This is a genomic window from Jatrophihabitans sp. sgz311053 (genome assembly GCF_056135305.1).
Map to the genome: position 1 here is coordinate 16,772 of NZ_JBWAXP010000004.1, position 26,152 is coordinate 42,923.

The window sequence follows — 26,152 nt, forward strand, 5'->3', positions numbered from 1 at the left end:
GACTGTCCTCAAGATGTCGCGCGCCTAGCCGATTACTCACGCAAGCCTCCGGGCGATGTCGACGTAGTCAGCGAGAGGGCCCCGACCCAGTGAGCACAGCGAGCGTTGCCGTCGGGCGACAGGGCATCTATCGCGAGGAGGGCCTGGCCGGTTACGAACTGCTCTTCCGCAGCAGCGTCGCCCGCCCCGGCCGGCTCAGCGGTGGCCAGATGACGGCCGAGTTGATCTTCGGCGCGGTGACGCTGGGGCTGGAGTCCCTCGTCGGCGACCGGCTGCTCTTCTGCAGCGCCGACCGCGAGGTGCTCACCGGCTCGATCCCGGTCGTCCTGCCGCCGGAGCAGACGGTCATCCAGATCCCGCCCCACGTCGAGTTGGACGACGACGTCCACGCCGGCGTGACGAAGCTGCACGGCTCGGGTTATCGGCTCGCCTTCGACGGCGGCGCGGTGCTGGAGGCCTCAAAACCGCTGCTGCCACTGGCCTCGGTCGTCCGCGTCGACATGCGCCTCACACCCCCCGACGCGGTGGACCAGCTCGTCCGCGACTGCCGGAACCACCCGGTGGAGCTACTCGCCAACCAGGTCAGCGATCGCGCCGCCGTCGGCCGGCTCCGCGCCCACGGCTTCACGCTCTTCCAGGGCCACGACCTCGACCGACCGCAGCTCGTCTCCGGTCGTACCCTCGCTCCGGCGACCCTGGGCCGGCTGCAGCAAGCCGCCGTCGTGGGCAACGACGACGCCGACTTCGACGTCCTGGAGGACGTCATCCGCCGCGACCCCGCCCTGGCGCATCAGATCATGCGGCTGGCGGCAGCCGGCCGGCCGGGCGAGACCGCGCGGCGCATCAACTCGCTGCGAGATGCGCTCGTCTTCGCCGGAACGGTGGCGGTGCGCCGGTGGCTGACGCTGCTGCTGGCGCGTTCGGGGAGCACCTCCGCTCCGGCCGACGAATTCGTCAACGTCCTGCTCCGGGCGCGGGCCTGCGAGCTGCTGGCCGCCGACGTCCCCGGCGTTGCGCCGGGCACCGCCTTCACCGCCGGGATGCTGTCGGCCCTCGACGAGCTGCTGCAGATGCCCGGTGACGAGATCGCCGAGCAGCTCGCGCTGAGCCCGGAACTGCAGGAGGGCGCCTTCGGCACGGCGGGTCCGCTGGCCGCGCTCGTCCGCGATGTCGCCGACTACCGCTATCGCGCCGGCGCGGCCTCACCCGGTGCCGAGGACGGCGTCGCCAGCGCCAGCGGCATCGCCACCGAGCGCTTCCACGACGCCTTCGCCTCGGCCTTCAACTGGAGCATCGACACGCTCACCGCCGGGCGCTGACCACGGGCCCGGTGCCACTAGCGTCGCAGGTGTGTCCGAACCGTCGCAGGTGAGTCCCGGCCTTGCCGGCAGCGTCTTCACCGACGACACCCCTCGCGGCCGGCTCCTCACCGGCATGGCCGAGGCTATCGCCGCGAAGGGCTTTCCCGCGGTCACCGTCGCCGACGTGGTCCGCAACGCGCGGACCTCCCGCCGCACGTTCTACGAGCACTTCGACTCACGGGAAGCCTGCTTCGTCGCGCTGCTGGACGTCGTCAACCATCAGCTGATCGCGCACATCGCCGGCGCCGTGGACCGCGGCGCCCCGTGGCGGACACAGGTCCGCCAAGCCGTCGAGGCCTGGCTGGACGGCTCCACAGCCCTGCCTGAGCTGACCCTGGCCTGGATCCGAGACTCCCCCGCCCTCCCCTCGGCGCGTTCGGTCCAGGTCGAGGCACAAGATCGCTTCATCGAACTCATCGGCGAGCTCGTGGACAGCCCGCTCTTCCGCGACGACCACGGCCCGGTGCCGAGCGAGGTGAGCGTCATCCTCGTCGGCGGCCTGCGCGAGCTGATCGCGACACAGGTGGAGGCGGGCCGTCCACTGTCCGACCTCGTCGACGTGGCGACCACCGCGGTCATCGCCCTGCTGGACACCGCCTGACCGTGGGACAGCCCCGGGTCAGCGGCGACGCGTCACCGCGATCCGACCGCCCCGCTGGGGTGCGTAGGCGATGCCGCGGGAGTGGAAGCGCTCGTCCGGCTCGGCGGTGGGGTGCAGCGTGAAGTCCCGCAGCAGCGTCCGCAGCACCACCTTCATCTCCATGTCGGCGAAGGCCGCGCCGATGCAGCGACGGGTGCCACCGCCGAAGGGGATCCACGAGTAGGTGTCCGGCCGCACGCCGAGGAAGCGGTCCGGGTCGAAGCTCTCCGGGTCAGCGAAGAGGTCCGGGTCGTGGTGCAGCAGCCCGATGCCCACCATCAGCGTCTGGCCGCGGGTGAAGGTCCAGCGCCCCAGCTCGAGGCGTTCGGCCCGCACCTGCCGGAAGGTGACGTCGATGACCGGCCGCACCCGCTGCGTCTCGGTGATCACCGCGGCGAGCAGGTCGCTGCCGCCGGCGTCCACCTCGGCCACCAGCCGCGCCAGCACCGCGGGGTGACGGCGGAGTCGCTCGAGGATCCACGCCAGCGAGGTCGCGGTGGTCTCGTGGCCAGCGGTGAGCAGCGTGATCAACTGGTCGGCGATCTCGTCGCGGGTGAGTGCCGAGCCGTCGTCGTAGCGGGTCTGCAACAGCAGCGCCAGGACATCGTCGCGCTCATCGAGCCGCGGATCGTGGCGGGCCCGCTCGATGAGGATGTCGACGATGCGGTCGTACTCGGCGCGCTGGCGGCGGAAGCGTCCCCACGGCGCGATGCCCCAGAGATCCCACTGCGGCAATGGCAGCACGGCCAGCTTGGAACCCAGCTCGACCCACCCCGGCAGCAGCTCGCCGAGTCGGCGCAGCTCCTCGCCCTCGGCGCCGAAGACCGCCCGCAGGATGATGTCCAGGGTCACGCGCATGGTCGACGGCAGCGAGGCGAACTCCTCACCCTCGCGCCAGGCGGCGAACTCCGCCCGCGCACTGCGCTCCATCAGCGCCTCGTAGGCCGCGAGCCGCCGACCGTGGAAGGGCGGCACCAGCATCTTGCGGTGCTTGCGATGCCGCTGGTCGCGCAGCGCGAACATCGAGTTCCCACCCAGGACGCGACCCAGGTTCACCTCGGTGACGTCCACCAGGTCCGGTGAGGTCGTGAAGAGCGCCTTGACCTCGGCCGGGTCGCTGAGCACCACGCACTGCCCGAAGGTCGGCATCGAGATCCGGAACGCGGTGCCGTAGCGGCGCTGCAGGGCGGCGAGCGCGCGGCGCCGGTCCACCACCGCAGCGAGGCCCTGGACCGCCGTGGGCAGCGCCGGCCCCGGCGGAACGGCCGGTGCGGGAGTGAGGGTGGCGGTCATGGCGGCTCCCAACCTGGTACGGCGGTGTACCCCGTCGACGGTACGTAGCCGTACCGCCGGGGTCAAGGGCCGTCGTTACGCCGTTGCGCGCCGGGGTAACCGCTCGGTATGACCGCCGAACCCCGGCAGCAGGACACTCTCGGCCAGGCACCCGCCGGCACCCGGGACGCCGTTGCCACGGCCGTCGCCCTCGGTGAGGACATCCCCGGCGCTCTCGACCTCGCCCGCCGGCTCGGCGCGACGCTGCCCCCGCCGGGCAGCGGCACGCTGCAGCGCTGGAGCCTGCTCGCCGACATCGCCGCCGCCAACCTCACCGTCGCCCGCGTGCTGGAGGCCCATGCCGACGCGCTGGCCATCCTCAACGAGGCCGGGACACCGGCCGACCCGGAGCTGACCTGGGGTGTCTTCGCCGCCGAGGCGCCCGGCGTCCGGCTCGACGCCCGACCGGCCGAGGGTCCCGGCGACAGCGTCACGCTCCACGGCACCAAAGCCTGGTGCTCGCTCGCGTCCTGCCTCGACGCCGCCCTGGTCACGGCCCACACGGCGGCGGGACGGCAGCTGTTCCGGGTGCTGCTCCGGCAACCCGGTGTCCGACCGCATCCCGCCGAGGGCTGGGTCTCCCGCGGGCTGCGGGCGGTGACGAGCGCGCCCGTGGACTTCGACGGCGTCCCGGCACAGCCGGTGGGTGCGCCGGGGTGGTATCTCGAACGGGCCGGTTTCAGCTACGGCGGGCTCGGCGTCGCCGCCTGCTGGTTCGGCGGGGCGGTCGGGGTCGCCGACGCGCTGCGGGACCGTGCCCGGCGGCGAGACGACCCGATCGTCCGGATGCACCTGGGCGCCGCCGACGTTGCGCTGCACGCTGCCCGCGCCACCCTCCGGGATGCCGCTGCCCGGATGGTTGAGGGCAGCGCCACCGGGCGGGACGGTCGGCTGCTGGCGCTGCAGGTGCGCTCCGTGGTGGCCGATGCCGTCGAGTCCGTGCTGCGTCACGCCTTCCACGCGCTCGGACCCGCCCCGCTGGCCTTCGACGAGGAGCACGCCCGGCGGGTCGCCGACCTCAGCGTCTACGTCCGCCAGCACCACGCCGAGAACGACCTCGCCGAGCTGGGCGCACTGCTGGCGGAGCCGGCGTGAACCCCGGCCGGGACTCCGACGGAGCCGCCTTCGACCACCGCGACACCGGGACCGCCGAGGCATCCTGGGCGCCCCTGCTGCAGGGCGTCGCGCATGTCTCGGCGTGCCAGCGGCCGCTGGTCGTCCTCGCTGCTCACCCCGACGACGAGACCCTCGGCGCCGGGGGTCTCATCACCGCCTCTGCCCGGGCGGGTGCCGCCGTCACCGTGCTGGTGGCCAGCGACGGCGAGGCGTCCCATCCGCTCTCCCCCACCCACACCCCGGCCCGGCTGGCCGAGATCCGCCGCGCCGAGGTGACGGCGGCTGTCGCCCAGCTCGCCCCGCAGGCGACGGTCCGCTGGCTCGGCCTGCCCGACGGACGCCTCGCCGACTATCCGGGCGCCCTCGACGCCGCCTTGCGGACCTTCGTCACCTCGGCCGATGTCCGGGTCGTCGCGCCCTATCGCGCCGACGGCCACCCCGACCACGAGGCCTGCGCGCGATCGGCGGCGCGGGTCGCCCAGGCGACCCAGGCCGAGCTGTGGGAATACCCGATCTGGTTCTGGCACTGGGGCGATCCGACCGGCGACGACCTGCCGCGGAGCCGCTGCCGGATCCTGCCGCTCACCGACGCCGACCGTGAGGCCAAGACCGCGGCGCTGGCCGAGTACCGCAGTCAGCACGCCGCGCTGTCGCAGCGGCCGGGCGACGAGGCCATCCTGACCCCCGCTGTGCTCAGCCACTTCGACCGGCCCTTCGAGTGCTTCGTCGCCGCACCCGCGGCCTCCCGCGGCGCCTACTTCGACGCCCTCTACGCGGGCTCGGAGGATCCCTGGGGACTGGACGAGCGCTTCTACGAGCGACGCAAGCGCGAGGTGCTGCTCGCCGCGCTGCCGCGGTGGCGCTTCCGTCGCAGCTTCGAGCCCGGCTGCGCCACCGGCGCGTTGACGGCCCGGCTGGCCGAGCGCACCGACGAGCTCGTTGCCTGGGACCTCGCCGACGCCGCCCGGGAGAACGCCCGGCGCCGGCTCGAGGCATACGACAACGTCAGCGTCGAGGCCGGACGGATCCCCGAGCAGTGGCCGCCGGGCCATTTCGAGCTCATCGTCCTCAGCGAGGTGGGCTACTACTGCGAGGATCTCGAGCTGCTCGCCGCGCGGGTGCGCGACTCGCTCACCGACGACGGCGTCCTGCTCGCCTGCCACTGGCGACGCGACGCCGCCGACCACCCTCACCGCGCCGAGGAGGTCCACGCCGCCGTCGGCGCCGGGCTGCACCGGCTCGTCCACCACACCGAGGGCGACTTCGTCCTCGATGTCTGGAGCCGGGTCGGCCGCTCGGTCGCCGAGACGGACGGCATCGCATGAGCATCGCGGTCGTGGTCCCCGCCGCCGACGAGGAGGCCGTCATCGGCGGCTGCTTGGACGCCGTCGCCGTCGCCGTGGCGCGGCTGCACGACGCCGAGGGCCCCGTCCCGGTGCGGATCGTGGTGGTCCAGGACGGCTGCCGCGACCGCACCGCCGAGATCGTGCGCGGCCACACCGGGGTGATCGCCGTGGAGACCTCCTGCCGCTGCGTCGGCCGTACCCGGGCGCTGGGCGCCGAGCAGGCACTGCACGGCCTGCCGGACGACGCGGTGCTCGCGAGCACGGACGCCGATTCGCGGGTGCCCGCCGACTGGCTCGTCGGCCTGTGGCGGATCCTGCAGCGGGCCGACGTGGTGCTCGGCACCGTCGTCCCCGACGACACCCTGCACGACGCCGCCCGCGACGCCTGGTACGCCCGGCACGAGCTGACCGACGGCCACCCCTACGTCCACGGCGCCAACCTCGCGATCACCGCGGGCGCCTACCGCGCGCTCGGTGGCTGGCAGGCGCTGCCCACCGGTGAGGACGTGGACCTCGCCGACCGGGCCCGCGCGGCGGGGCTGCGCGTCCACAGCACCGCCGCCCTCCCCGTCCTCACCAGCGCGCGCCGCACCAGCCGGGTGCCGCACGGCTTCAGCACCTACGTCCGTGCCCTGGACGGGTGATCACAACCGCGGATCGACCGGTTCGGACTCCAGCGCGAGGACGGCGAAGACGCACTCGTGCACGCGCCACAGCGGTTCGCCGTTCGCAAGACGGTCCAGCGCCTCGAGCCCCAGCGCGTACTCACGCTGCGCCAGCGAGCGCTTGTGCCCGAGCCCTCGCGACCGCAGCCGCTCCAGGTGCCGCGGCTCGGTGTAGTCGGGGCCGTAGATGATGCGCAGGTACTCCGGCCCACGCACCTTCAACCCTGGCTGGACGAGACCCTTCGGCCCCCGGACGAGATTGGCCGCGGGCTTGACCACCATGCCCTCGCCGCCGGCACCGGTGAGTTCGGTCCACCACCGCGTCCCGGCTGCGGTGGAGGCGTCGTCGGTGGTGTCGACCGCCAGTCGTCGCGTCGGGGCGAGCAACTCCGGCGCTGCGGCGACGAGCCGGTCGGCGAGCTCCAGGTGCCAGCGGTGCGGCTCGGTTTGGTGCGCCCGGCCCTCGGTGGCCAGCACCTGGAACGGAGCGAGCCGCACGCCGGTGAGCCCGTCGGTGGGCCAGCAGTACCGCCAGTACGCGGCGGTGTACGCCTCGGCGTTCGCGGCACGGGACAGCGTGCGCTCATGCAGCTCGCCGACATCCAGCCCGTGGGCCGCCGCCTGCTCGAGGACGGCCACTGCCGACGGCAGCGCGGCGCGGGCGGCAGCACCCACCGCGGCGTACTGGTCGCGCAGCAGCTGTCCGGCCTTGGCCGACCAGGGCAGCAACTCGGCGTCGAGCAGCAGCCAGCCAGTGTCCAGCTCGTCGAAGAGCCCCGCCCGCGCCGCCGCCGTCCGCAGCCGGTCGACCAGCTCGGCGGTGAGCATGTCATCGAAGAAGGCGCGGCCGGTACGTGTCCACACCTGGCCGAGGCCCTCGATGCCGAAGCGCTCCCGGATCGCCTGCTCGTCGCGCCCGATCAGGGCGACGGCGCGCGACCCCATGTGCTTCTCCTCGCAGACGACCTCGGCGACGCCGTCGGCCCGGAAGGAGTCGAACGCCTGCGCGGGATGCTCCAGCAGGCCCGGCAGCGTGGACGTCGCCACCGGCGCCATCGTCGGCGGCAGGTAAGCCAGCCAGCGGGGGTCGACGGCGAAGCGACTCATGATCTCCAAGGCCGCGGCGGCGTTCTCCTCCCGGACGCCGATGCGCCGCTGGTAGCGGGTCTCGATGACCCGGCTGCCGGTGACGTCGCTCAGGTGCAGGTCGGAGGCGTGCCGCCCGGAGGCAACGGATGCATCGGTCGGGAACGGCTTCACCGGCTCGTAGTGGACCGCCGCTGCCGGGACGGAGACGACCTCCCGCTCGGGGTAGCGCAGCGCGGTGAGCCGGCCGCCGAAGACGCAGCCGGTGTCCAGGCACAAGGTGTTGTTGATCCACTGCGTCTCGGGCACCGGCGTGTGGCCGTAGAGCACCATCGCCCGACCCCGGTACTCCTCGGCCCAGGGATAACGCACCGGCAGGCCGTACTCGTCGGTCTCGCCGGTTGTCTCGCCGTAGAGGCAGAACGAGCGGACCCGTCCGGAGGCGCGGCCCTGGTACTTCTCGATCAGGCCGGCGTGGGCGACGACGAGGCGGCCGTCGTCGAGGACGTAGTGGCTCAGCAGGCTGTCGAGGAACGGTTCCAGGCGCTCGCGGAAGTCCGCGGACTCACCGGCCAGCTGCGCGAGCGACTCGGCCAGCCCGTGCGAGGCCGTCACCTTCCGGCCACGCAGCGCCTTGAGCAGTTTGGCCTCGTGATTGCCCGAGACGCAGTGGGCGTCACCGTCGGCGACCATGCCCATGACGAGGCGCAGCACGCCCGGCGTGTCCGGGCCGCGGTCCACGAGGTCGCCGACGAAGATCGCGCGTCGGCTCTCGTGGTGGGCGCCGACGGCGCGACCCTCGGCGTCGCGCCGCAGCCCGTAGCCGAGCTCGGCGAGCAGCGCCTCGAGCTCGGCACGGCAGCCGTGGACGTCGCCGATGACGTCGAAGGGGCCGTGCTCGTCCCGCTTGTCGGTGTAAAGCCGCTGCCGGACCACTCGGACGTCGTCGATCTCGTCGGCGGGCAGGGTGTGGACGGTGCGGAACCCCTCCCGGGACAGGCTGCGCAGGCCGCGCCGCAGCTGATCGCGCTGGCGACGGATCACCGCGGCCGGGAAGTCCCGGTCCGGCCGGGCTGCATTGCGCTCCAGGCAGGTCTCTGCCGGGACGTCGAGCACGATTGCGACCGGCAGCACGTCGTGCTCGCGGGCGAGCGCGACCAGCTTCTTGCGTGCGTCGGGCTGGACGTTGGTGGCGTCGACGACGGTGAGCCTTCCTGCGGCCAGCCGGACCCCGGCGATGTGGTGCAGCAGCGCGAAGGCGGCCGGCGTGGCGCTCTGGTCGTTCTCGTCGTCGGCGACAAGGCCGCGACAGAAGTCCGACGAGATGACCTCGGTGGGCCGGAAGTGCGTCCTGCCGAAGGTGGTCTTGCCCGAACCGCTGGTGCCGACGAGGACGACCAGGCTCAGTTCGGGGACGCCGATCTCGCGGGTCATGCCGACACCTCCTCGACAGCGGAACGGCTGAAGACGGCGAGCTGGGTCGGCGCTCCGACCTCGGGGTCGTCGGGGCCGACCGGCGAGTAGCGCACCGCGTACCCGTACTGCGCGGCGACCTCGTCGGCCCAGCCGCGGAACTCGGCGCGGGTCCATTCGAAGCGGTGGTCCCGATGGCGCAGCCGACCCGCCGGCAGCGTCTCGAAACGCACGTTGTGCTCGCGATTCGGGGTCGTGACGATCACCGTCCCCGGCCTCGCGTGGCCGAAGACGCTGCGGGCCAGGGCGGGCAGTCGGGGCGGGTCGAGGTGCTCGACGACCTCCATGAGCACGGCGGCATCCAGGCCCGCGAGCCGGTCGTCGCGATAGGTGAGCGCGGACTGGAACAGGTCGATGCGCTCGCGTTCCCGCTCCCCCATGCGCTCGAGTCCCAGCCGTCGTGCGGCCACCTGCAGGGTCCGCGCCGAGACGTCGGTGGCGACGATGCGTCGTAGCGTCCGTTCGGCGAGCAGGTCCCGCAGCAGCGCACCCTCGCCACAGCCGAGGTCGGCGACGCTGGTCGCGCCACTGGCCCGGACTGCGGCAAGCACGGCTTCGCGCCGCAGCTGCGCCAGCGGTGCGGGCCGGTCGGGCGCGTCCAGCACGACGGCACCGGAGGTCGTGAGGTCGTCGGGGTCGGTGTCGTCGACCTCGGCGAGGCGGTCCAGCGCGGTGCGGGTGAAGTCGCCCTTGTGCGCCAGGTACCGCCGGCTGATCAGCTCCCGCTCCGGATGGGTCGCCAACCAGCCCTCGCCGGCGCGGAGCAGCTTGTCGATCTCGTCGCTGCTCACCCAGTAGTGCTTGCTGTCGTCCAGGACGGGGAGCAGGACGTAGAGCTGGCGCAGCGCCTCACCGAGCACGAGGGTGCCGCGCAGCGTCGCCTGCAGATAGCGCGAGTCACCCCACTCGGGGACGGTCGGATCGAGCGGCACCGCGTCCGCCGTCAGCTCCCAGCCGAGCGGCTCGACCAGTCGGCGGAGCAGCTCGATCCCGCCGCGGCACGGCAGCGCGGCGACGGTGATCTCCAGCGGCAGCGGGGTCGTCACGAGCTCGGCGCGCTCGCGACTGCGACCGGCCATCGCGCTGCCGAAGACGTCCTTCAGTGCCAGCGCCAACAGGCTGGAGGCGGCGTACGGGCGATCGTTGACGTACTGCCCCAGCGCAAAGGAATCCGGAGTGCTGCGCCGGTTGCGGACGAGGCCGATCGGGTCGACCTCGAGCAGCAGTGCCGCGGTACAGCGCTGCTCGCCTGCCTCGGGATAGAAGACGTGCGCGACACCCGCGGACTGCGGGAAGGACTGCACCCGCGCCGGATGCTTGTGCAGCAGGAAGCCGAGGTCGGTGGCGGGTCGGTGAGTGGTCGAGATGGTCAGCAGCACGCGCCCCAGTCTGTCCTGTGCGCGTAGGGGTTATCCGCAGACGGCGGCTTGGCATGATCGACACGTGACTGATCCACGTTTCGAGGTCCGCGACTCCCCCGTCCACGGCACGGGGGTCTTCGCCGCGGTCGATATCCCGGCCGGTGAGATCCTGCTCGACTACGCCGGCGAGATCATCAGCTGGGAGCAGGCGACGGCCGACCACGAGGCCGCCGGGACAGCCGGTCACACGTTCTACTTCGACCTCGGCGACGGCACCGTCATCGACGGCGGGACCAACGGCAACGAGGCGCGCTTCATCAACCACGGCTGCGAGCCGAACTGCGAGACCGAGAGCGACGGCCAGCGGGTCACCATCAGCACGCTGCGCGCCATCGTCGCGGGCGAGGAACTGCTCATCGACTACAGCCTGATCATCGACGAACCGAGCGACCCCGCAGAACGCGCGCTGTACGCGTGCGCCTGCGGGGCCGCCGGCTGTCGAGGGACGATGCTCGCTGCGGGGTGATCAGACCCCGGCGGTGCTGCGGATCCAGCTCGCGCTCTGGCTCAGCACGGCGTAGTTGGAGCCGGCGTTCGTGTTCGAGCCCGGGTCGGCCTCGTCACCGGTGGAGCAGACGGCCACGACGCTGCCGTTGACGGTCAGCGCGCCGCCGGAGTCGCCGTGGTTGGCGGCGCCGTCGATGCCGTTCACGTGCTGCGCGGTGCCGTTGTAGGCGTCCGTGGAGGCCCCGGTGAGATTCACCGACGCCTTGTACAGCCCGGACGACGGGGCACCGTTGGCGCGGGCGCCGTAGCCCATGATGACGCCGGTGCCCGAGGACTGCGGCGAGAAGCCGAGGTTCAGGGGCGCGTAGCTGCTCAGCGACGCCGGCGAGGCCAGGTGCGCGAGCGCGATGTCACCGTTGGGGGCGGAGTACAGCGCGTCGACGGCGTGGGCGGTTCCGCGGTTGCTGGTGCTGTTGGACTGGTAGACGTTCATCGCCGTGGTGCCGTCGGCGCAGTGGTTCGCGGTGAGCACCCAGCTGGCGTTGAGCTGCTCACCGGTGCAGCCGTAGGTGCCCGAGCCGCCCTGTTGGAACAGCAGCTGCACCTCCCAGGCGACCGAAGCGGTCGAGCCGCCGATGATGTTCGGCGTGGCGGCCGCGGTGGCGGTGGCCTGGCCGGCGAACAGGAGCGATCCAGCGGCGGCGAGGGTGGCCGCGGCGGTGGTGATCGTCCGGAGCTTCTTCATGCGTTCTGTGTCCCGTCTTGTCGTGTCGATGGGGAAGACCTGAACAGGTGGTACAGACCCTTACACAGCTCCCGAACCATGGCAATACGGACATTGCGCCGAATTTCATCGATGTCGCACCCCGGCCACGCCTCCTCACGCGTGGTGCGCGACAGTGGGCTCATGACGCTGCCGTTGACTCCGGACGAGCTCCTCACCACCACGCGCACGGTCCGCAAGCGCCTGGACCTGACCCGGCCGGTGCCGTTGGAACTCGTCCGCGAATGCCTGGAGATTGCCCTGCAGGCACCCTCGGGCTCCAACCGGCAGGGCTGGCACTGGCTCGTCGTCACCGACCCGGACCTGCGCCGCGAGATCGGCCGCTACTACGCCAAGGTGGGCGAACGCTACTTCGCCTCGCAGGCGTCGGCGAGCAACCTGCACAGCGACGATCCGGACCGGGCCGCGACCCAGCGCCGCGTCGGGGATAGTGCGCTGTGGCTCGCCGAGCACCTGGCCGAGGTGCCCGTTCACGTCTTCGCCCTCATCGAGACCGGTGCGCCGCTGCCGCCGGGCAATCAGGCCGGACTCTGGGGATCGCTGCTCCCGGCCGCCTGGAGCTACGCCCTCGCCGCCCGCAGTCGCGGTCTCGGCACGGCCTGGACCAGCTTCACCATCTCCCGCGAGCGGGAGATCGCCGAGCTGCTCGGCATCCCGGACGGCGTCCACCAGGGCGCGCTCCTGCCGACGGCGTACTTCACCGGAGAGACCTTCAAGCCGGCCCAGCGCGCGCCGCTGGAGAGCGTGCTCCACCTGGACCGCTGGTAGCGGCTCAGCTCCGCAGCACCTCGTGCGGCGTCCGGCCGTAGGCCTCGCGATAGCGCGCCGCGAACCGGCCGACGTTGCCGAAGCCCCACTTCGCAGCGATCGCCGCGACGGTGTCACCGCGGCTCGGGTCCGCCGCCTGCAGATCGCGGTGGGCCCGCTCCAGACGGACCTGACGCAGGTAGGCCGTCGGCGTCGTGTTCCAGATCCGGCGGAAACCGTGCTGCAGCGAGCGCGGCGTCACGCGGGCCACGCTGGCGATGTCGTCCATCGTGATCGCGTCGGCGGCGTGGGCCTGGATGTACTCGACCGCGCGGCGCAGCGCCGCCGGCGGGATCCGGCCGGTGGTGCGAGTCAGCCCGCTCGAACCCGTCGTGGCCGTGTTCGGGAAGGTCTGCAGCAGCGCCACGCCGAGGAGCCGTCCGATGGACGCCTGCACCACCGGATTGCGGGCCGCGAACTCGTTCGGCAGCACCTCGCGGTTCACCATCCGGACGACCGACTGCCAGTAGCGCTCCGCCTCGGGCGAGCGTGGCTTGGTGTCGAGGAAGCGCAACTCGGCGGCGTCGACACCACAGACCTCGGTGGCCAGCTTCTCCACCTCGGAGAGTTCCAGCCGGACGACGCCGATCCGCGCGTCGCTCCAGTGGACCTCGACCGGGCCGTGCGCCTGGTACAGGTGGCTCTCGCCGCGGTTGACGCGGACGGTGTGCCCTGGCCGGGCGAGCTCCAGACTGCCGCCGAGCAGGTGCGCCACCATCACCCAGCCACCCGGCTCCATGGCCGTGTGACCGGTCATGCTGTGCTCGAAGGACTGGATCCGGAAGTCGTCGAGACTGGTCGACGTCACCCGGAAACGGCAGCGATCCGTCGGACCGGTGATGACCGGGACGTGCGGAGCTACCAGTCGCGCAATGAAGTCCCGCGCCGCCGCGGGGTCGTCGGTCGCGTACTCGAAACGGTCCGCACCGCCGGGCGTGACCGCCCCGGCGTCCTCGCGAACCGCATTTCCGAATCCGTTGCTGTATCCGTCTTTGAGTCCGGTCATGTGCCTGGAAGCCGCCACATCATCTGGTGCCTGCCGGGCCTCAGTTTGGACCTGCCGGGCTTGCATGTCGTGCCACTCCGTCATCGTCGCCTCCCGGGCGCTCGGACGGGTACTGCCCGTGAGCGGTCCTGCCGGCGGTGCACCACCGGCAGGACCGTCAGCGGCAGTCGGGGGAACAGCCGCTTCTCAACATCCAGCCAACGAACCCCAGACGACGCAAGATGACCAGTTCTCAGCGGTCGCATCGAGGCTCCCGCTTTCGCCCACGGGCCAAAACGTGCCCTAATGAATAGTGCGCCACCGGAAAAATCGTACTCATCAGTACGTTTTCGAGGCCACAATGTCCGATCCGCGAAGATTTCGCGGCGTTCTCAGCGTCTTTTGGGTGCGCGCCATTCGGGGCGGTATTGCCGGTGCTCGGTGTACGGGGCAGCGAGGGCGCGCAGCGCCTGGGTGGCCGCGTCGCGCACCGTCTTCTCCGACGGCAGGTCACGCAGCACGAGCAGCTGCTGCAGGTCTCCGATGACGTGCCGCTTGGCGATGATCTCCGAGCGAAGTCGCTCCGAGGAACGCAGACCGGCGCCCGCGGGAGCCCCGCTGCGGGTCTCGTCCCGCGCGAGCTGACGAACCTGATCGTCGTCCTCGTCGAGGCGGTCGAGCAGGAATCGGATAATGTCCGTAGCAACGGGTACGGGAAGTGTTTGAGGCACGAGAACTCCGGGACTTTCAGGATTTCCGGCCTTGTCTCGACCTGTCCTTCCAACCTACCGCGTACCTCCGACAGCGGGGCAGGCTCTGGTCATGACACCCACGCGACCCTCAGCCGGCCCCACGCTCGTCGACCGTTTCGGCCGCGCTGCCCACCCCGAGCGCCCCCCGGTGCACGCCCGCCCCGCCGGCGTCGGCGACGATCTCGTCGAGGCGCTCGGCAAGCTCGGCGAGGCCTTCGAGGCGGCCGAGCACGCCCGGGGGCACCTGTATGCCTTCCACCGGCTCTCCGGCAATGCGGATCTGACGCTGCAGGAGGCAGTGGCCAAGCTGCGCGACGCCGGCGCCGGTGAGCTGGCCGACGATCTCGAGGCCTGCCTGGTCGGACGGGACGTCATCGCCGGCATGTGGACCTTCGAGCTGGTCGAGCGCTACGACCGGGAATACCACGACGTCTTCCGCGCCGCCGAGGAGCACGTCCGGCAGGCCCTCGACGCACCACCCCACCTGCTGGAGGCCGAGATGAAACATCGCGAGCAGCAGTAGCCCGTCCGGACCGGCTCGCCCCGGCTCGACGTCAGCGCACGCGCGAGCCGGGCTCCAGCAGCTCCCCGGTGCGGACCAGGTGCTCGGCGACCGCGGTGACCTTGGTGTTGGTGACCTGGGATGCGGTCGAGAGCAGCGCGAAGGCCTCGTCGGCACCAACCCTGCGACGCTCCATGAGGATGCCCTTGGCCTGGCCCAGAATGTCCCGGCTCTGCATGGCGTTGCGCAGCTGATCGGCACGCTGGGCGTCGGCCAGCGCGAGCGCCGCCAGCGTGGCGAAGAGCTCGACGTAGTGCAGATCGACGCCGTCGAAGGCGTTCACCCGCGTGCTGTACAGGCTCAACGCTCCGGTCGTCTTGCTGCCGACCCGCAGCGGGACGCAGGCCATGCTCGCGACACCGATCTCCGCCGCGAACTCGTGCAGCGAGCTCCAGCGGTCGTCGCGTGTCAGGTCGCCGACGAGCGTGATCTGCTGACCGGCCGCCGAGTCGAAACAGGGCCCCTCCCCGACCTCTTGCTGCCGGCCGTCGAGCAGCTCGGGCCGCCGTCCCGTCGTGGCCACGGGCTCGAGGTTGTGCCGGCCCAGCAGGATCAGCCCGGCGTCGTCGGCCTCGTCGATGGCGACCACGGCGGCCCGGACGATGGCCTGCAGCGTCTGCTCGATGTCGCCGGAAGGGACATGCATCGCCCGGGCGATCTCGCCGAGGGCGTCGAACTCGTTCAACGCCGAGGCGCCGACATCGGTCAGATCAGCAGGCCCGCCGGTGGGGTCATGGTCCAGCACCCGGTTGTTCCTCTCTCATGGCACGCGCCCGTGATCATAAGAGAGACCGACCGGTCAGCCGGACATCAACCCTGCGCGAAGGCGGCGACAGCGGCCTTTCCGAACGCCGGCAGGTCGTCGGGGTTACGGCTCGTGACCAGCGTGTAGCCCGCTTCGGGACAGGTGACTGCCTCCTCGTCGCGCCACTCGGCCGCGCCGGCATTGCGGATGTCGGTCTGCAGGCTGGGCCACGACGTCAGCGTCTTGCCGGTCAGCACGCCCGCCTCGACGAGCGTCCACGGCCCGTGACAGATGGCGGCGATGGGCTTGCCGGCGGCGGCGAAGGCCTTGACGAAGGCCACCGCGTCGGAGTCCATCCGCAGCTGGTCGGGGTTCGTCGTGCCGCCGGGCAGCACCAGCCCGTCGAAGTCGTCGACCGAGACGTCGGCGACGGCGCGGTCGGCCTCGAAGGTGTCGGCCTTCTCGACATCGTTGGTGAAGGCCTGGACGGTGTCCTTCTCCGGTGCGACGAGCACCGGGGAGCCACCGGCGTCACGCACCGCCTGCCAGGGAGTGGTCAGCTCCACCTGCTCGACCCCGGAATTGGCGAGGAGAAAGGCGATGGTCTTGCCGGCGAGTTCGTCGGACACGGGAACCTCCAGGTGTGGGTGTACGGGAAACGGCCTCTCCGACGTGCTGCCCGACGCGCACCGCGGCCTCACCGCCGTGTCGAGGTTTGCGATTCGGGCAGAGCGGATAGATCACCCTCAGGCCCGGCTCGGGCCGCGGCGCGGAGCCCCCGGCGTCGGTCTGCAGAGGAAGTGCCCATGACGTTGGCGCAGGACCGTCCGACCACCTTCGCCGCGCGCACCGTGGACCTGCGGTGCGCGGCCCTTGCCCCCGGCTCGGCGCCGGGAACCGAGGAGCACCGCTGCCAGCTCTGGTCCGGCCACGGACCGGAGCACGCGCTCATGTACGCCGACACCGACGACCGTCGCGTCGCCGTCTGGCGCACCGGGGACGACGCTCTCGCCGCTGCCCCCGGTGACTGGCGGACCCTGGCGTGGATGCGCGGTTTTCCGGTGCCCGCGTGGTTCACCGCCGACGCCGACAGCCTCGCCGCCGGCTGAGGTGGCGGCCCGAGTCACGCACCCCGGCGCCGCGCAGTTCGTCCCTGACACCGGCGACCTGGCGCGGCTGCGTAGCGCGGCGGACGGGTGTCAGGGCTGTGACCTCCACGCGCCGGCGACCCAGGCCGTCTTCGGGGACGGCACCGTCACCGCCGAGCTGATGCTGGTCGGCGAGCAGCCCGGCGACGTGGAGGACCAGCGCGGGGAACCCTTCGTGGGACCGGCCGGGGCCCTGCTGCGCCGGGCGCTGCGCGACGCCGGCCTGGACGAGACCCCCACGTGGACCACCAACGCGGTGAAGCACTTCCGCTTCACCGAGCGGGGCAAGCGGCGCATCCACGAGAAGCCCACCGCCGCCCAGGTGACGGCCTGCCGGCCCTGGCTGGCGGCGGAGCTCGCCGCGGTGCGGCCCGCGGTCCTCCTCGCACTCGGCGCCACCGCCGCGGGCTCGCTCTACGGACCGCAGTTCCGGCTCACCGCCGCGCGGGGTCGCGCGGTCGACTGGCCGCCGGTCCGCGGTCCCTTCGCCGGCACGCAGATCGACGTGGCGGCCGCCTTCGCGACGATCCACCCCTCGGCCATACTGCGAACCCCGGACGAGGAACGCGACGACGCCTACGCCGGCCTGGTACATGACCTGTCGGTCGTCGCCGCCACGCTGGCCCGGTGAGGACGGACAGAACGGAGGACCCGGTGAGCCGGACGAGCAGCCACCGCGAACGCGAGCTCAAGTTCGAGGCGCCGAGCGGGTTCGTCGTGCCGGAGCTGCAGCCGCGGGGCAACGAGCTGCAGGTCGAACGGGGCACGGTGGCGCTGCGGTCCACCTACTACGACTCCCCCGATCTCGACCTGCTTGCCCAGCGCATCACGCTGCGCCGACGCACCGGGGACACCGACACCGGCTGGCAGCTCAAGATCCCCGCCGGAGTCGCGCGGCAGGAACTCGCCGTCCCGCTCGGCGAGCCGGACGAGCCGGTCCCGTCCGAGCTGCGTGACCTGCTGGCCGGCGTCGTGCGGGGCGAGCAGCTCGTGCCCGTCGCCACGCTCTCCACCCAGCGACACCTGACCCGGTTGCGACGTGGGGACGACCTCGTCGTCGAGATCGCCGACGACCACGTCAGCGCCGCTGTGGGTGAGGCTCGCGCGTTGCGTTGGCGCGAGCTCGAGATCGAGCTCGGCCCCGCCGGCGACGAGGCGGACCTCGCTCGGTACGCCACACTGCTGCGGCGCGCGGGCGCTCGGCCGTCGCGCAGCGGATCGAAGCTGGCCCGTGCCCTGGGCCGCGACGCCGACGACATCACGCGAACCCCGGCGGGGCGCACGCTGGCCGCTGCTCTCGGCGAGTCACATCGCATCCTGGTAGCGGCCGACATCGCGTTGCGGCGTGGTCCAAACGAGGCGGCGAGCCTCGACGCCGCCGTCCTGCTCGCCGCCCTCGACCGGCTGCACGCCCTCGTCCGCGTCTTCCGTCCGGTCCTGGCGGTCGAAGCCGTCCCGTCCGCCCGCAGCGACACCACGGCGCGGGCGCTGCAAGCCGAGCTGGCTTGGTACCGCCGGCACGTCCGCGCGGTGCGCGACGCCGCCGTGGTGGCCACGCTGCTCTCCGAGCCGGAGTCGCAGCCGGACCAGCAGCCGCCCGCCGACCGCGAGGGCGCCGAGGCACGGGCCGCCCTCGTCGCTGCGGTCCGGACCAACCGGTATCGGCGTCTGCTCGCAGTGCTCGCCGCTCTCGCCGGCGGCGACCCGGCCCGACCGGGTGTCTCGCGGCGCGACCTGCGCGCGCTGGCCGATCACGCCGAACGCACCGCGCTGCGCCGGATCCGCCGGGCACGCCGGGACGACGACCCGCGGCGGGTACGGCGCGCCGTCAAGGCCGCGCGACGCGCCCGGTACGCCGTCGAGGCGACGGGACGGCGTCCCCGCCGTCGGCTGCTCCGCTTCGAGATCGACGCCGACCGGGCACGGGACGCCCGGCTGGTGGCGACGCGCCCGGCGGCCGACTCCCTTAGCGGCTGACTTCCTCGGCAGCCGACTTTCTCGGCAGCCGACTCCCTCGGCAGCCGACTCCCTCGGCAGCCGACTCCCTCGGCAGCCGACTCCCTCGGCAGCCGACTCCCTCGGCAGCCGACTCCCTCGGCGGCTGACTCTCTCGGCGGCTGACTCTCCAGCCCTCAGCGGCCCAGCCGGCCGAGGGCGCTCTCGTCCAGCGCCGCGAGCAGAGCAGCGGGATCGTCGTAGACCTCGCTCGCCCCGGCGTCGCGAAGCAGCGGCTCGGGGGTCCCACCGCAGGTGAGGGCGACGAAGGTGACACCCACCTTCGCCGCGGCGGCGCCGTCCCACACCGCATCCCCGACGAAGACGCAGTTCGCCGCGGCGAGGCCGCTCTGCTCGAGCGCGGCCTGCAGGATGTCGGGGTCGGGCTTGCCGGCGTCGGCGTCGCTGGAACTGGTCGCCAACGTGATGACCTCGTCGCTGTCGAGGACGTCGGTGAGCGCGGCGAGCTCGTTCTCCGAGGCCGACGAGGCCAGCACGACCGCCAGCCCGCGGTGCGCGCAGGCGGCGAGCAGCTCGCGCGCGCCGGGAAGCAGGGTGAGCCGGCCCCAGTACTGCTGGTAGAGCGCCAGCCGCGCCGCGTGGATCGCATCGTCGTCGCCATGGTCCCGGTCGGCGCCGAGACAGTGGTCGAGCAGCTCGTCCCCGCCCATGCCGATGGCATGGTGCACCACCGCCATCGGGACCGTGTGCCCGTTCTGACGCATCGCCTCGAACCAGCAGACCGCATGCAGGAAGGTGGTGTCGACGAGCGTGCCGTCGACGTCGAAGAGGACTCCGCTGCGTTCCGTCATGCCGGCGGGGTACCCCGACGGCATGAGCAGCGATCCACGGCAGGTGGCTCGGCGGCTGCTGGACAGCGCTGGCCGCACCTTCACCGACGAGGCCGGCGTCATGCTGCGGGACAAGCCCGCCTCGCTGTGGCAACTGGCCGTGCTCGTGATCGTCCTGGCCAAGCCGATCGGCAGCGAGCTCGGCGTCGCCGCCGCCAGGGAGCTGCGTCGGGCCGGCTGCACCACCCCCCGCCGCACCCTGGACCTCAGCTGGCAGCAGCGCGTCGACGCCTGCGTCCGCGCGCATTACCGCCGCTTCGACGAGAGCACCGCCACCAGGACGGCGGAGGCGGCGCAGTTCGTCCTGGACCGCTGGCACGGCGACCTGCGCCGTCTGACACAGGACATGGGAGCAGCCCGCGCGGAGCTGCAGCAGATTCCCGGCATCGGCCCGGCGGGCGCGGACATCTTCCTTCGCGAGGCGCAGGCGGTGTGGCCCTGGCTGCGCCCGTTCTTCGACGAGCGCGCCCGCGACGGAGCGAAGGCGCTGGGACTGCCGGTCTCACGTCTCGGCGATCTGGTCGCGCCGGACAATCACGCCCGGCTGGCTGCCGCGCTCGTCCGGGTCACGCTGGACGACGAACTCGTCGCCACGGTCAGCGCCTAACGCCTTTCGAGCACGCCGCGCGCAAAAGCGGCCTGACCGGCATGCTCCAGGTCGTCGTCGATGACACTGACCAGCCGGACGGCGAGGGTCACCGGCGGGTCCCAGTTGTCGTCGACGACGCGGGAGAGGTCGTCGTCGGTGAGGCTCTCGACGTAGCGTCGGGTGGCGGCGTGGACGGCGTCGGCGTACCCGGTGAAGTCCTCGACGCTGATGTCGCGGACCTGCGCCACGTCGGCGCTGCTCTGCCCGTAGCCGTGGGCCTCGGGCGGGAACGGTAGACCGAAACGTTCATGCCAGCCCTCCGCGGTCCAGACCTGCTCGGTCTCCGCGACGCCCGCGACGTGGTCGTCCTGCACCCGCAGCAGATGCCAGACCAGCCAGCCGATGCTGTTGGCTTCGGGGTCGAGGCGCGCGGTCAACAACTGCTCGTCGGCACCGTCGAGGACGGCGTGCACGCGCTCGTTGACCCGGCCGAAGCCGTCGAGGAGGAGTTCGGTGGCAGCAGTCATGCTGCTTACCTACCCCGACCTATCCGGCGGGCACCGGGGCGTCGACGAAGTCCCGGAGCTGACCGGCGACGTAGCCGGGCTGCTCGATCTGCAGCGAGTGCCCGGCCTCGGCGACGATCTCCACCCGCGCCCCGGCGGCCCGGTATCGCGCGGCGGACCGGTCACCGTAGAAGTGGTCGTTGCCGGCGAGGAGCACGAGCGCCGGCTTGCCGGCGTCGCGGAGCTGGTCGTCCAGCGGGCGTCCCGCCAGCCGGTCGCGCCGCTCGTTCAGGATCACCCGGAACATGCCGTGGTCGAGCGCTCGGAAGTCGGCCAGCGCGCGCCGCGCCAGCAACCGCGCCGCGGGATCCTTCGGCGGCCGGACGGCCAGCACGGCGCCGAGGCCATGCGACGCCAGCCGGGCGGAGCCGATCAGCAGCTGGCCGAGGACGGGCGCGGTCGCGACCCCACTGGCGCCGGGGAGGTTGATGTCGCTGTAGTCCGGCGCCTGACAGATGATCATGACCCGTTCCACCCGGTCGGAGATCTCGGCCAGCGCGACGGCGACGTCCGCCCCGAAGGAATGTCCGACGACCGTCACCGTGCGGACGGCGAGCCGGTCCAGCAGGCCGGCGAGCACCCGCGCCTGCTGCGGCGCATCCGCGGCACGGCCGCCGGTGCCGCCGTGCCCGAGCAGGTCGGGGCGGATGACGCGGAATCGGTCGGCGAGCTGCGCCGCGACCTGGTCGTACCAGCCGCCGGAGCCGCAGAACCCGTGGATCAGCAGGACGGCCGACCCGGCGACCGGACCGTCCTCCCGGACCAGGACCGGGCCGCGGAAGTCGTCGGTGGCGACGACGACCCTCGTGCCGGGGCGCCGGGTGCTCACCCGATCGCCTTGGCCAGCGCGAGGCCGGCCGCCCGACCCGAGAAGATGCAGCCGCCGAGGAAGGTGCCCTCGAGCGCGTTGTAACCGTGGACGCCGCCGCCGCCGAAGCCCGCCACCTCACCGGCGGCGTAGAGACCGGGGATGGGCGCGCCGTCTGCCCCGATGGCCCGTGCGTCCAGGTCGGTCTCGATCCCGCCGAGCGTCTTGCGGGTGAGGACGTTCAGCCGCACGGCGATCAACGGACCGTGGGCCGGATCGAGGATGCGGTGCGGCTTGGCGACGCGGGAGATCTTGTCGCCGAGGTAGGACCGCGCGTTCTGGACAGCCATGAGCTGCAGGTCCTTGGAGTACTTATTGTCGATCTCCCGGTCCCGGGCGACGATCTGCCGCTCCAGGTCGTCCGGGTCGATCTGCGCACCGTCGCGGCCGAGCTTGTTCATGCCGGCGACGAGGTCGCGCAGGTTGTCGGCGACGACGAAGTCCTCGCCGTGCTCCTTGAACTTCTCGACCGGCTCGGCTGCGCCCTTGCTGACCCGGGTCTTCAGCGTCAGCTTGAGATCCTTGCCCGTGATGTCGGGGTTCTGCTCGGAGCCCGACAGCGCGAACTCCTTCTCGATGATCGACTGCGTCAGCACGAACCACGAGTAGTCGTGGCCGGTGGCGAGGATGGCCTTCATCGTCCCGTTGGTGTCGAAACCCGGGAAGTTGGGGGCGGGCAGCCGCTTGCCGAGCGCGTCGAACCAGAGCGAGGAGGGGCCGGGGATGATGCGGATCGCGTGCATCGGCCAGATAGGATCCCAGTTGTTGATGCCCTCGGTGTAGTGCCACATGCGGTCACGGTTGACGAGGCGTGCGCCCGCCTGCTCGCTGATTGCCAGCATGCGGCCGTCCACGTGAGCCGGGACGCCGGCGATCATGGTCTTCGGCACCGGGCCGAGCCGGTCCACGGGCCAGTTGCGGCGGATCAGCTCGTGGTTGTGGCCGATGCCGCCGCTGGTGACGATCACGGCCTTGGCACGGAACTCGAAGTCGCCGTCGGTCTCGCGGCTGCTCGCCTTGCCGCGTTCCAGGGCCTCGTCGGCGGGGGTGCTGCTGAGCCGGCTGCCGCGGACGCCGACGACGACGCCGGCGTCGGCGACCAGCTCGTCCACCTGGTGCCGGAAGGCGAAGGTGACCAGGCCCTGCCGTTCGGCAGCGAGGACGGGTTCGGCGAAGACGCGGACCACCTCCGGTCCGGTGCCCCAGGTGAGGTGGAAACGCGGGACGGAGTTGCCGTGGCCGGTGGCGTCGTGCCCGCCGCGCTCGGCCCAGCCGACGACCGGCGTGATACGCAGGCCGAGCCCGTGCAGGTAGTCACGCTTCTCGGTTGCGGCGAAGCGGACGTAGGCCTCGGCCCACTGCCGGGGCCAGCGGTCCTCCGGGTTCTCGCCCTCCAGCCGGTCGAAGCCGGCACTGCCGAGCCAGTCCTGCAGGGCCAGCTCGTAGGAGTCCTTGATCCCGAGGCGGCGCTGCTCGGGGGTGTCGACCATGAAGAGCCCACCGAGGGACCAGAACGCCTGGCCGCCGAGATTCTTGCGGTTCTCCTGGTCGATGACGAGCACCCGCCGTCCGGCCTTGGTGAGCTCGTAGGTCGCGACCAGGCCGGCGAGCCCCGCCCCCACCACGATCACGTCGGCGTTGTCGGGGATGCTGCCCGCTGCGCTCATGGCGGCGACGCTACCCCGACCGGGGTCATCGCCGCCGGGCGACGAAGACCATCACCGGGGACGCTGCCGTCATGGGGGTGCGATGCCAGTCGCCGTAGACGGCCTCCACCTCGAAGCCGGCCCCGTCGAGCGCCGCGGCCACCTCCGCCCGCTCGCGGAAGGTCAGCAGCTGGGTGTGCCGGAGCACCTCCCCCGTCTCGACCAGCCGGGTGCAGCTGACCAGCGTCACGACACCGGACGGGTCGTGGTCGACCTCGAACCACTCGACGAGCTCGCCGTCGGCGGTCTGCCGGGAACTGGGTCCGGCCGCCGCCCAGCTCTCCCAGGCCCTGACGGCCGGGTTGCGGGTCTCGAAGGCGAGCCGACCACCGGGACGGAGCGCGGCGGCCAGATCCTGCAGCGTCCGTGGCCAGTCCGCTGCACCGATGTGCTGCGCGACGTTGCCGGTCATCAGCGCGAGGTCGAACCGCCGCGCCGGGACGACCCTGCTGTCCCCGACCAGCCACGTCACCCCCTCGCCGCCCGGACGCCGGCGAGCGAAGTCGATCATGGCCGCCGACGGGTCGACGCCCACGACCGAGCGTCCCGGTGCCGCGAGCGAGACGGTCAGCATGCCGGTGCCGCAGCCGAGGTCCACGACGGCGCCGGCCGGTGCGGCGAGGTCGCGGTAGAAGTCGTGATCCGGCCCGTCCGGGTTGTCCTCGTCGTAGAGCGCGACGAGGCGGGAGTCGTAGTCGCTCACGCCAGCGACGCTAATCGCCCCGGCCAGTCATTTCGGCGTCGAGCAGGATGCGACGATGCGCCGATGAGCGACGAGAGTGCGGCCTTCGCGGCCTGGGAACGCGACTCGTGGGAGCAGCGCGCGCGGGCCTACGCCGCGGCCTTCGGCGATCTCACCCGCGGCAGCATCGATGCCCTGCTCGAGGCCGTCGGCGTCACCGCCGGATCCCGCCTGCTCGACGTGGGCAGCGGACCCGGCTACGTCGCGCTCGTCGCGGCCGAGCGGGGGGCTGCCGTGACGGCGGCGGACCAGTCCAACGCGATGGTGGCGATCGCGACCGCGGCCGGGGTGGACGCCGTCGCGGCCGACGCCGAGACGCTGCCGTTCCCGGACGGCGAGTTCGATGCCGTGACGGCGAGCTACCTGCTCAACCACCTGCCGAGGCCCGACGCGGCCGTCCGGGAACTCGGGCGCGTGCTCGTCCCGGGTGGCCGGCTGGCCATGACGATCTGGGACGTCCCGGCGACGAACGTCGCGATCGGCAGCATCGGCGGCGTCGTCGCCGACATGGGGCTGACCGCGACCGTCCCGGACGGGCCCGACCCGTACCGCTACGCCGACGAGGCGCAGGCGCGGCAGCTGCTCGCGTCGTGGGAGGGCGTCCGGGTCGAGCGGGTGCGCTGGACCATGACCGTCGAGCCCGGCTGGTGGTTCGACGTCATCGCCGACGCCACCCCGCGCACCGGCGCGGTGCTCGCGCAGGCGGGGCCGGAGCTGCGGGCGCAGGCGCGTCACCGCTACGTCGTGGCTGCCGGTGAGCAGTTCGGCCGTGGCGACGGGCGTGTCGACCTTCCGGCCGTCGCCGTCCTGCTCTCGGCGCAGCGACCGGCGGCAGGCTAGCCGCCGCCGGGTCGACGGCCCCCGATCCGGCCGCCGTTGTAGAACTCGGCGATGATCACCCGCCGTCGAGCAGCCGCTGCACCTGATCACGGATGTCGCGGACTGCCCGAGACCACGAGACGTGGTCGAGCTGGCTGCGCACCCAGCCGTAGGCCATGGTGGCGAGCACGATCAGCGCCGCGAATAGCAGCATCAGGAACGCGATCCTGCGCAGCACGCGATGGAGCCATGACCGGCGGCGGCGCGGACGCGGTGGCGGCGCCTGCCGTGCCGGTTTGCCGGCTCGTCTCTCGTCCTGCCGGGCCGCCCGTCGGACGTCCCGCTTCGGGGCTCGGGCGGGGGCAGCGGGCGGCGCCGCCGGGCGCGACGGCGCCGGTTCGGGCCGCCGCACCGGTGGCATTGGTCCCGGCACAGGAGGACGCACAAGGGGCGGCGGATTGGGCGCCACCAGCGTGGCCGGCGGCACCGGCCGGGGCGCCGGGGCAGCCGGGACGACGGGCTGCGGCACCCGCGCACCGACCTTGCGGATCCCGTCCACCGCGGCGAGCTGGTCCATCCCCGGCCGCTGCCGGGGATCCTTGGCGAAGGCCGCGACGACCGCCCCGCGCAGCCAGTCCGGGACCCCGGTCAGATCAGGCTGCTCGTGCCGGATCCGGTGGGCCAGCGCCTCCACCGCACCGGACCCGAACGGCGGCCGCCCGGTCGCGGCGTAGGTCGCCACCGCAGCCCAACCCCAGACGTCGACGGCGTGCGTGGTGGCGAGGCCGGTGAGCTGCTCCGGCGCCATCCACTCCGGGGTGCCCACGACCATCCCCACCGCGGTGATCGCGGTGAGGTCGTTGCCGAGGGCGATGCCGAGATCGACGAGCACGGGACCGTCGTGGGTGAGGATCACATTCCCCGGCTTCACGTCCCGATGCGTCAAACCCTGGCGATGCAGCGCCACGAGGGCGTCGGCGAGGCCCTCGGCCAGGTGCCGCACCTGGACCGGACCGAGCGGCACCGACGCCTGCGCCAGCGACGGGCCCGGCACGTACTGCATGGCGATCCACGGGCGGTCCGCTCGGGTGTCGGCGGCGACGAAGGCGGCCACCCGGCGGTGACGCACCTGCTCCAGGAAACCCGCCTCCCGGCGCAGCCGGTCCCGCGTCTCACCGCTCACGCCCGGCGGCAGGCACTTGACCGCGACGAGCTCGCCTGACGCGTCCTCGCCCAGATAGACGACGCCCATGCCCCCGGAGCCGAGCCGGCGCAGCAGCCGGTACGGACCGACCCCCACCGGGTCGGAGACCTGCAGTTCCAGGGTCGGCACCCGCCGATGGTGT

The 26,152-nt window shown here is 72.5% G+C and carries 27 protein-coding genes; 13 read left to right on the forward strand and 14 right to left on the reverse strand.

Annotated features, from left to right (window positions below; genetic code table 11):
- Nucleotides 1–89 precede the first annotated feature (89 nt).
- Both AC0NZQ_RS21045 and AC0NZQ_RS21050 read left to right on the forward strand, forming a co-directional pair.
- Complete coding sequence (locus AC0NZQ_RS21045) at nt 90–1,319, forward strand: EAL and HDOD domain-containing protein (protein WP_474532071.1); 1,230 nt, start codon at nt 90–92, stop codon at nt 1,317–1,319.
- Between the two features lie 31 nt (nt 1,320–1,350).
- Complete coding sequence (locus AC0NZQ_RS21050) at nt 1,351–1,962, forward strand: TetR/AcrR family transcriptional regulator (RefSeq protein WP_474532072.1); 612 nt, start codon at nt 1,351–1,353, stop codon at nt 1,960–1,962.
- A gap of 18 nt (nt 1,963–1,980) precedes the next feature.
- Here AC0NZQ_RS21050 and AC0NZQ_RS21055 read toward each other — a convergent pair whose 3' ends face one another.
- Nucleotides 1,981–3,294 (reverse strand): cytochrome P450, encoded by a 1,314-nt coding sequence (locus AC0NZQ_RS21055; RefSeq protein WP_474532073.1) that lies wholly within the window; start codon nt 3,292–3,294, stop codon nt 1,981–1,983.
- 108 nt (nt 3,295–3,402) lie between these two features.
- Between AC0NZQ_RS21055 and AC0NZQ_RS21060 the strand changes: the two genes are divergently transcribed.
- The 3 genes from AC0NZQ_RS21060 to AC0NZQ_RS21070 are packed head-to-tail and all read left to right on the forward strand — an operon-like array spanning nt 3,403 to nt 6,439.
- Nucleotides 3,403–4,428 carry an acyl-CoA dehydrogenase family protein gene (locus AC0NZQ_RS21060; RefSeq protein ID WP_474532074.1) on the forward strand — a complete coding sequence of 342 codons (1,026 nt, stop codon included), beginning with the start codon at nt 3,403–3,405 and terminating at the stop codon, nt 4,426–4,428.
- The gene (locus AC0NZQ_RS21065; protein ID WP_474532075.1) at nt 4,425–5,774 is read left to right on the forward strand and encodes a PIG-L family deacetylase; all 1,350 of its coding nucleotides are present in this window, start codon (nt 4,425–4,427) and stop codon (nt 5,772–5,774) included. The genes AC0NZQ_RS21060 and AC0NZQ_RS21065 overlap by 4 nt, the downstream gene beginning before the upstream one ends.
- A complete protein-coding gene (locus AC0NZQ_RS21070; protein WP_474532076.1) occupies nt 5,771–6,439 on the forward strand; it encodes a glycosyltransferase family 2 protein in 669 nt (222 codons plus the stop codon). Before AC0NZQ_RS21065 ends, AC0NZQ_RS21070 begins: the two co-directional genes overlap by 4 nt.
- Here the strand turns inward: AC0NZQ_RS21070 and AC0NZQ_RS21075 are convergent, their stop codons facing one another.
- Together AC0NZQ_RS21075 and AC0NZQ_RS21080 are read right to left on the reverse strand one after the other, a co-directional pair.
- A complete protein-coding gene (locus AC0NZQ_RS21075) occupies nt 6,440–8,980 on the reverse strand; it encodes a polynucleotide kinase-phosphatase (RefSeq protein WP_474532077.1) in 2,541 nt (846 codons plus the stop codon).
- Nucleotides 8,977–10,398, reverse strand: coding sequence for a 3' terminal RNA ribose 2'-O-methyltransferase Hen1 (locus tag AC0NZQ_RS21080; protein ID WP_474532078.1), 1,422 nt, complete (start codon nt 10,396–10,398; stop codon nt 8,977–8,979). Before AC0NZQ_RS21080 ends, AC0NZQ_RS21075 begins: the two co-directional genes overlap by 4 nt.
- Nucleotides 10,399–10,462: 64 nt before the next feature.
- Here AC0NZQ_RS21080 and AC0NZQ_RS21085 point away from each other — a divergent pair, with 64 nt between their 5' ends.
- Nucleotides 10,463–10,906 (forward strand): SET domain-containing protein, encoded by a 444-nt coding sequence (locus AC0NZQ_RS21085; RefSeq protein ID WP_474532079.1) that lies wholly within the window; start codon nt 10,463–10,465, stop codon nt 10,904–10,906.
- Here AC0NZQ_RS21085 and AC0NZQ_RS21090 read toward each other — a convergent pair whose 3' ends face one another.
- Entirely contained in the window at nt 10,907–11,632 is a 726-nt protein-coding gene (locus tag AC0NZQ_RS21090; RefSeq protein ID WP_474532080.1) for a S1 family peptidase, read from the reverse strand.
- A gap of 162 nt (nt 11,633–11,794) precedes the next feature.
- Between AC0NZQ_RS21090 and AC0NZQ_RS21095 the strand changes: the two genes are divergently transcribed.
- Nucleotides 11,795–12,439 (forward strand): nitroreductase family protein, encoded by a 645-nt coding sequence (locus tag AC0NZQ_RS21095; protein ID WP_474532081.1) that lies wholly within the window; start codon nt 11,795–11,797, stop codon nt 12,437–12,439.
- 4 nt (nt 12,440–12,443) lie between these two features.
- Here the strand turns inward: AC0NZQ_RS21095 and AC0NZQ_RS21100 are convergent, their stop codons facing one another.
- On the reverse strand, nt 12,444–13,484 hold the full coding sequence (locus AC0NZQ_RS21100) for an AraC family transcriptional regulator (protein WP_474532082.1): 1,041 nt from the start codon (nt 13,482–13,484) through the stop codon (nt 12,444–12,446).
- A gap of 371 nt (nt 13,485–13,855) precedes the next feature.
- On the reverse strand, nt 13,856–14,194 hold the full coding sequence (locus tag AC0NZQ_RS21105; RefSeq protein WP_474532083.1) for a DUF6221 family protein: 339 nt from the start codon (nt 14,192–14,194) through the stop codon (nt 13,856–13,858).
- A 91-nt stretch (nt 14,195–14,285) separates the two neighbouring features.
- Between AC0NZQ_RS21105 and AC0NZQ_RS21110 the strand changes: the two genes are divergently transcribed.
- The gene (locus AC0NZQ_RS21110; RefSeq protein WP_474532084.1) at nt 14,286–14,738 is read left to right on the forward strand and encodes a hypothetical protein; all 453 of its coding nucleotides are present in this window, start codon (nt 14,286–14,288) and stop codon (nt 14,736–14,738) included.
- A 31-nt stretch (nt 14,739–14,769) separates the two neighbouring features.
- Here the strand turns inward: AC0NZQ_RS21110 and AC0NZQ_RS21115 are convergent, their stop codons facing one another.
- Complete coding sequence (locus AC0NZQ_RS21115) at nt 14,770–15,522, reverse strand: GAF and ANTAR domain-containing protein (protein ID WP_474532085.1); 753 nt, start codon at nt 15,520–15,522, stop codon at nt 14,770–14,772.
- Between the two features lie 65 nt (nt 15,523–15,587).
- Nucleotides 15,588–16,151: a type 1 glutamine amidotransferase domain-containing protein gene (locus tag AC0NZQ_RS21120; RefSeq protein ID WP_474532086.1), complete on the reverse strand. Its 564-nt coding sequence runs from the start codon at nt 16,149–16,151 to the stop codon at nt 15,588–15,590.
- Between the two features lie 177 nt (nt 16,152–16,328).
- Between AC0NZQ_RS21120 and AC0NZQ_RS21125 the strand changes: the two genes are divergently transcribed.
- Genes AC0NZQ_RS21125 through AC0NZQ_RS21135 form a run of 3 tightly spaced genes read left to right on the forward strand, consistent with a single transcriptional unit; the run spans nt 16,329 to nt 18,647 of the window.
- On the forward strand, nt 16,329–16,631 hold the full coding sequence (locus AC0NZQ_RS21125; protein ID WP_474532087.1) for a hypothetical protein: 303 nt from the start codon (nt 16,329–16,331) through the stop codon (nt 16,629–16,631).
- A gap of 1 nt (nt 16,632) precedes the next feature.
- Nucleotides 16,633–17,301 (forward strand): UdgX family uracil-DNA binding protein, encoded by a 669-nt coding sequence (locus AC0NZQ_RS21130; protein ID WP_474532088.1) that lies wholly within the window; start codon nt 16,633–16,635, stop codon nt 17,299–17,301.
- Nucleotides 17,302–17,324: 23 nt separating this feature from the next.
- Nucleotides 17,325–18,647 carry a CYTH domain-containing protein gene (locus AC0NZQ_RS21135; RefSeq protein ID WP_474532089.1) on the forward strand — a complete coding sequence of 441 codons (1,323 nt, stop codon included), beginning with the start codon at nt 17,325–17,327 and terminating at the stop codon, nt 18,645–18,647.
- A gap of 155 nt (nt 18,648–18,802) precedes the next feature.
- Here the strand turns inward: AC0NZQ_RS21135 and AC0NZQ_RS21140 are convergent, their stop codons facing one another.
- A complete protein-coding gene (locus AC0NZQ_RS21140; RefSeq protein ID WP_474532090.1) occupies nt 18,803–19,477 on the reverse strand; it encodes an HAD family hydrolase in 675 nt (224 codons plus the stop codon).
- Nucleotides 19,478–19,499: 22 nt separating this feature from the next.
- Between AC0NZQ_RS21140 and AC0NZQ_RS21145 the strand changes: the two genes are divergently transcribed.
- On the forward strand, nt 19,500–20,123 hold the full coding sequence (locus AC0NZQ_RS21145; protein ID WP_474532091.1) for an endonuclease: 624 nt from the start codon (nt 19,500–19,502) through the stop codon (nt 20,121–20,123).
- Here AC0NZQ_RS21145 and AC0NZQ_RS21150 read toward each other — a convergent pair.
- From AC0NZQ_RS21150 to AC0NZQ_RS21165, 4 genes are read right to left on the reverse strand one after another with little or no spacing between them, the layout of a single operon-like run.
- Nucleotides 20,120–20,632, reverse strand: coding sequence for a mycothiol transferase (locus tag AC0NZQ_RS21150; protein WP_474532092.1), 513 nt, complete (start codon nt 20,630–20,632; stop codon nt 20,120–20,122). The two genes, AC0NZQ_RS21145 and AC0NZQ_RS21150, sit on opposite strands and share 4 nt — an antisense overlap.
- Before the next feature lie 19 nt (nt 20,633–20,651).
- Nucleotides 20,652–21,500 carry an alpha/beta fold hydrolase gene (locus AC0NZQ_RS21155; protein ID WP_474532093.1) on the reverse strand — a complete coding sequence of 283 codons (849 nt, stop codon included), beginning with the start codon at nt 21,498–21,500 and terminating at the stop codon, nt 20,652–20,654.
- A complete protein-coding gene (locus AC0NZQ_RS21160; protein WP_474532094.1) occupies nt 21,497–23,206 on the reverse strand; it encodes an FAD-binding dehydrogenase in 1,710 nt (569 codons plus the stop codon). Before AC0NZQ_RS21160 ends, AC0NZQ_RS21155 begins: the two co-directional genes overlap by 4 nt.
- A 25-nt stretch (nt 23,207–23,231) precedes the next feature.
- A complete protein-coding gene (locus AC0NZQ_RS21165) occupies nt 23,232–23,948 on the reverse strand; it encodes a class I SAM-dependent methyltransferase (protein ID WP_474532095.1) in 717 nt (238 codons plus the stop codon).
- A 63-nt stretch (nt 23,949–24,011) separates the two neighbouring features.
- Here AC0NZQ_RS21165 and AC0NZQ_RS21170 point away from each other — a divergent pair, with 63 nt between their 5' ends.
- Nucleotides 24,012–24,827 (forward strand): class I SAM-dependent methyltransferase, encoded by an 816-nt coding sequence (locus AC0NZQ_RS21170; RefSeq protein WP_474532096.1) that lies wholly within the window; start codon nt 24,012–24,014, stop codon nt 24,825–24,827.
- A 55-nt stretch (nt 24,828–24,882) separates the two neighbouring features.
- Here AC0NZQ_RS21170 and AC0NZQ_RS21175 read toward each other — a convergent pair whose 3' ends face one another.
- Entirely contained in the window at nt 24,883–26,139 is a 1,257-nt protein-coding gene (locus AC0NZQ_RS21175; protein WP_474532097.1) for a serine/threonine-protein kinase, read from the reverse strand.
- Between the last annotated feature and the right edge of the window lie 13 nt (nt 26,140–26,152).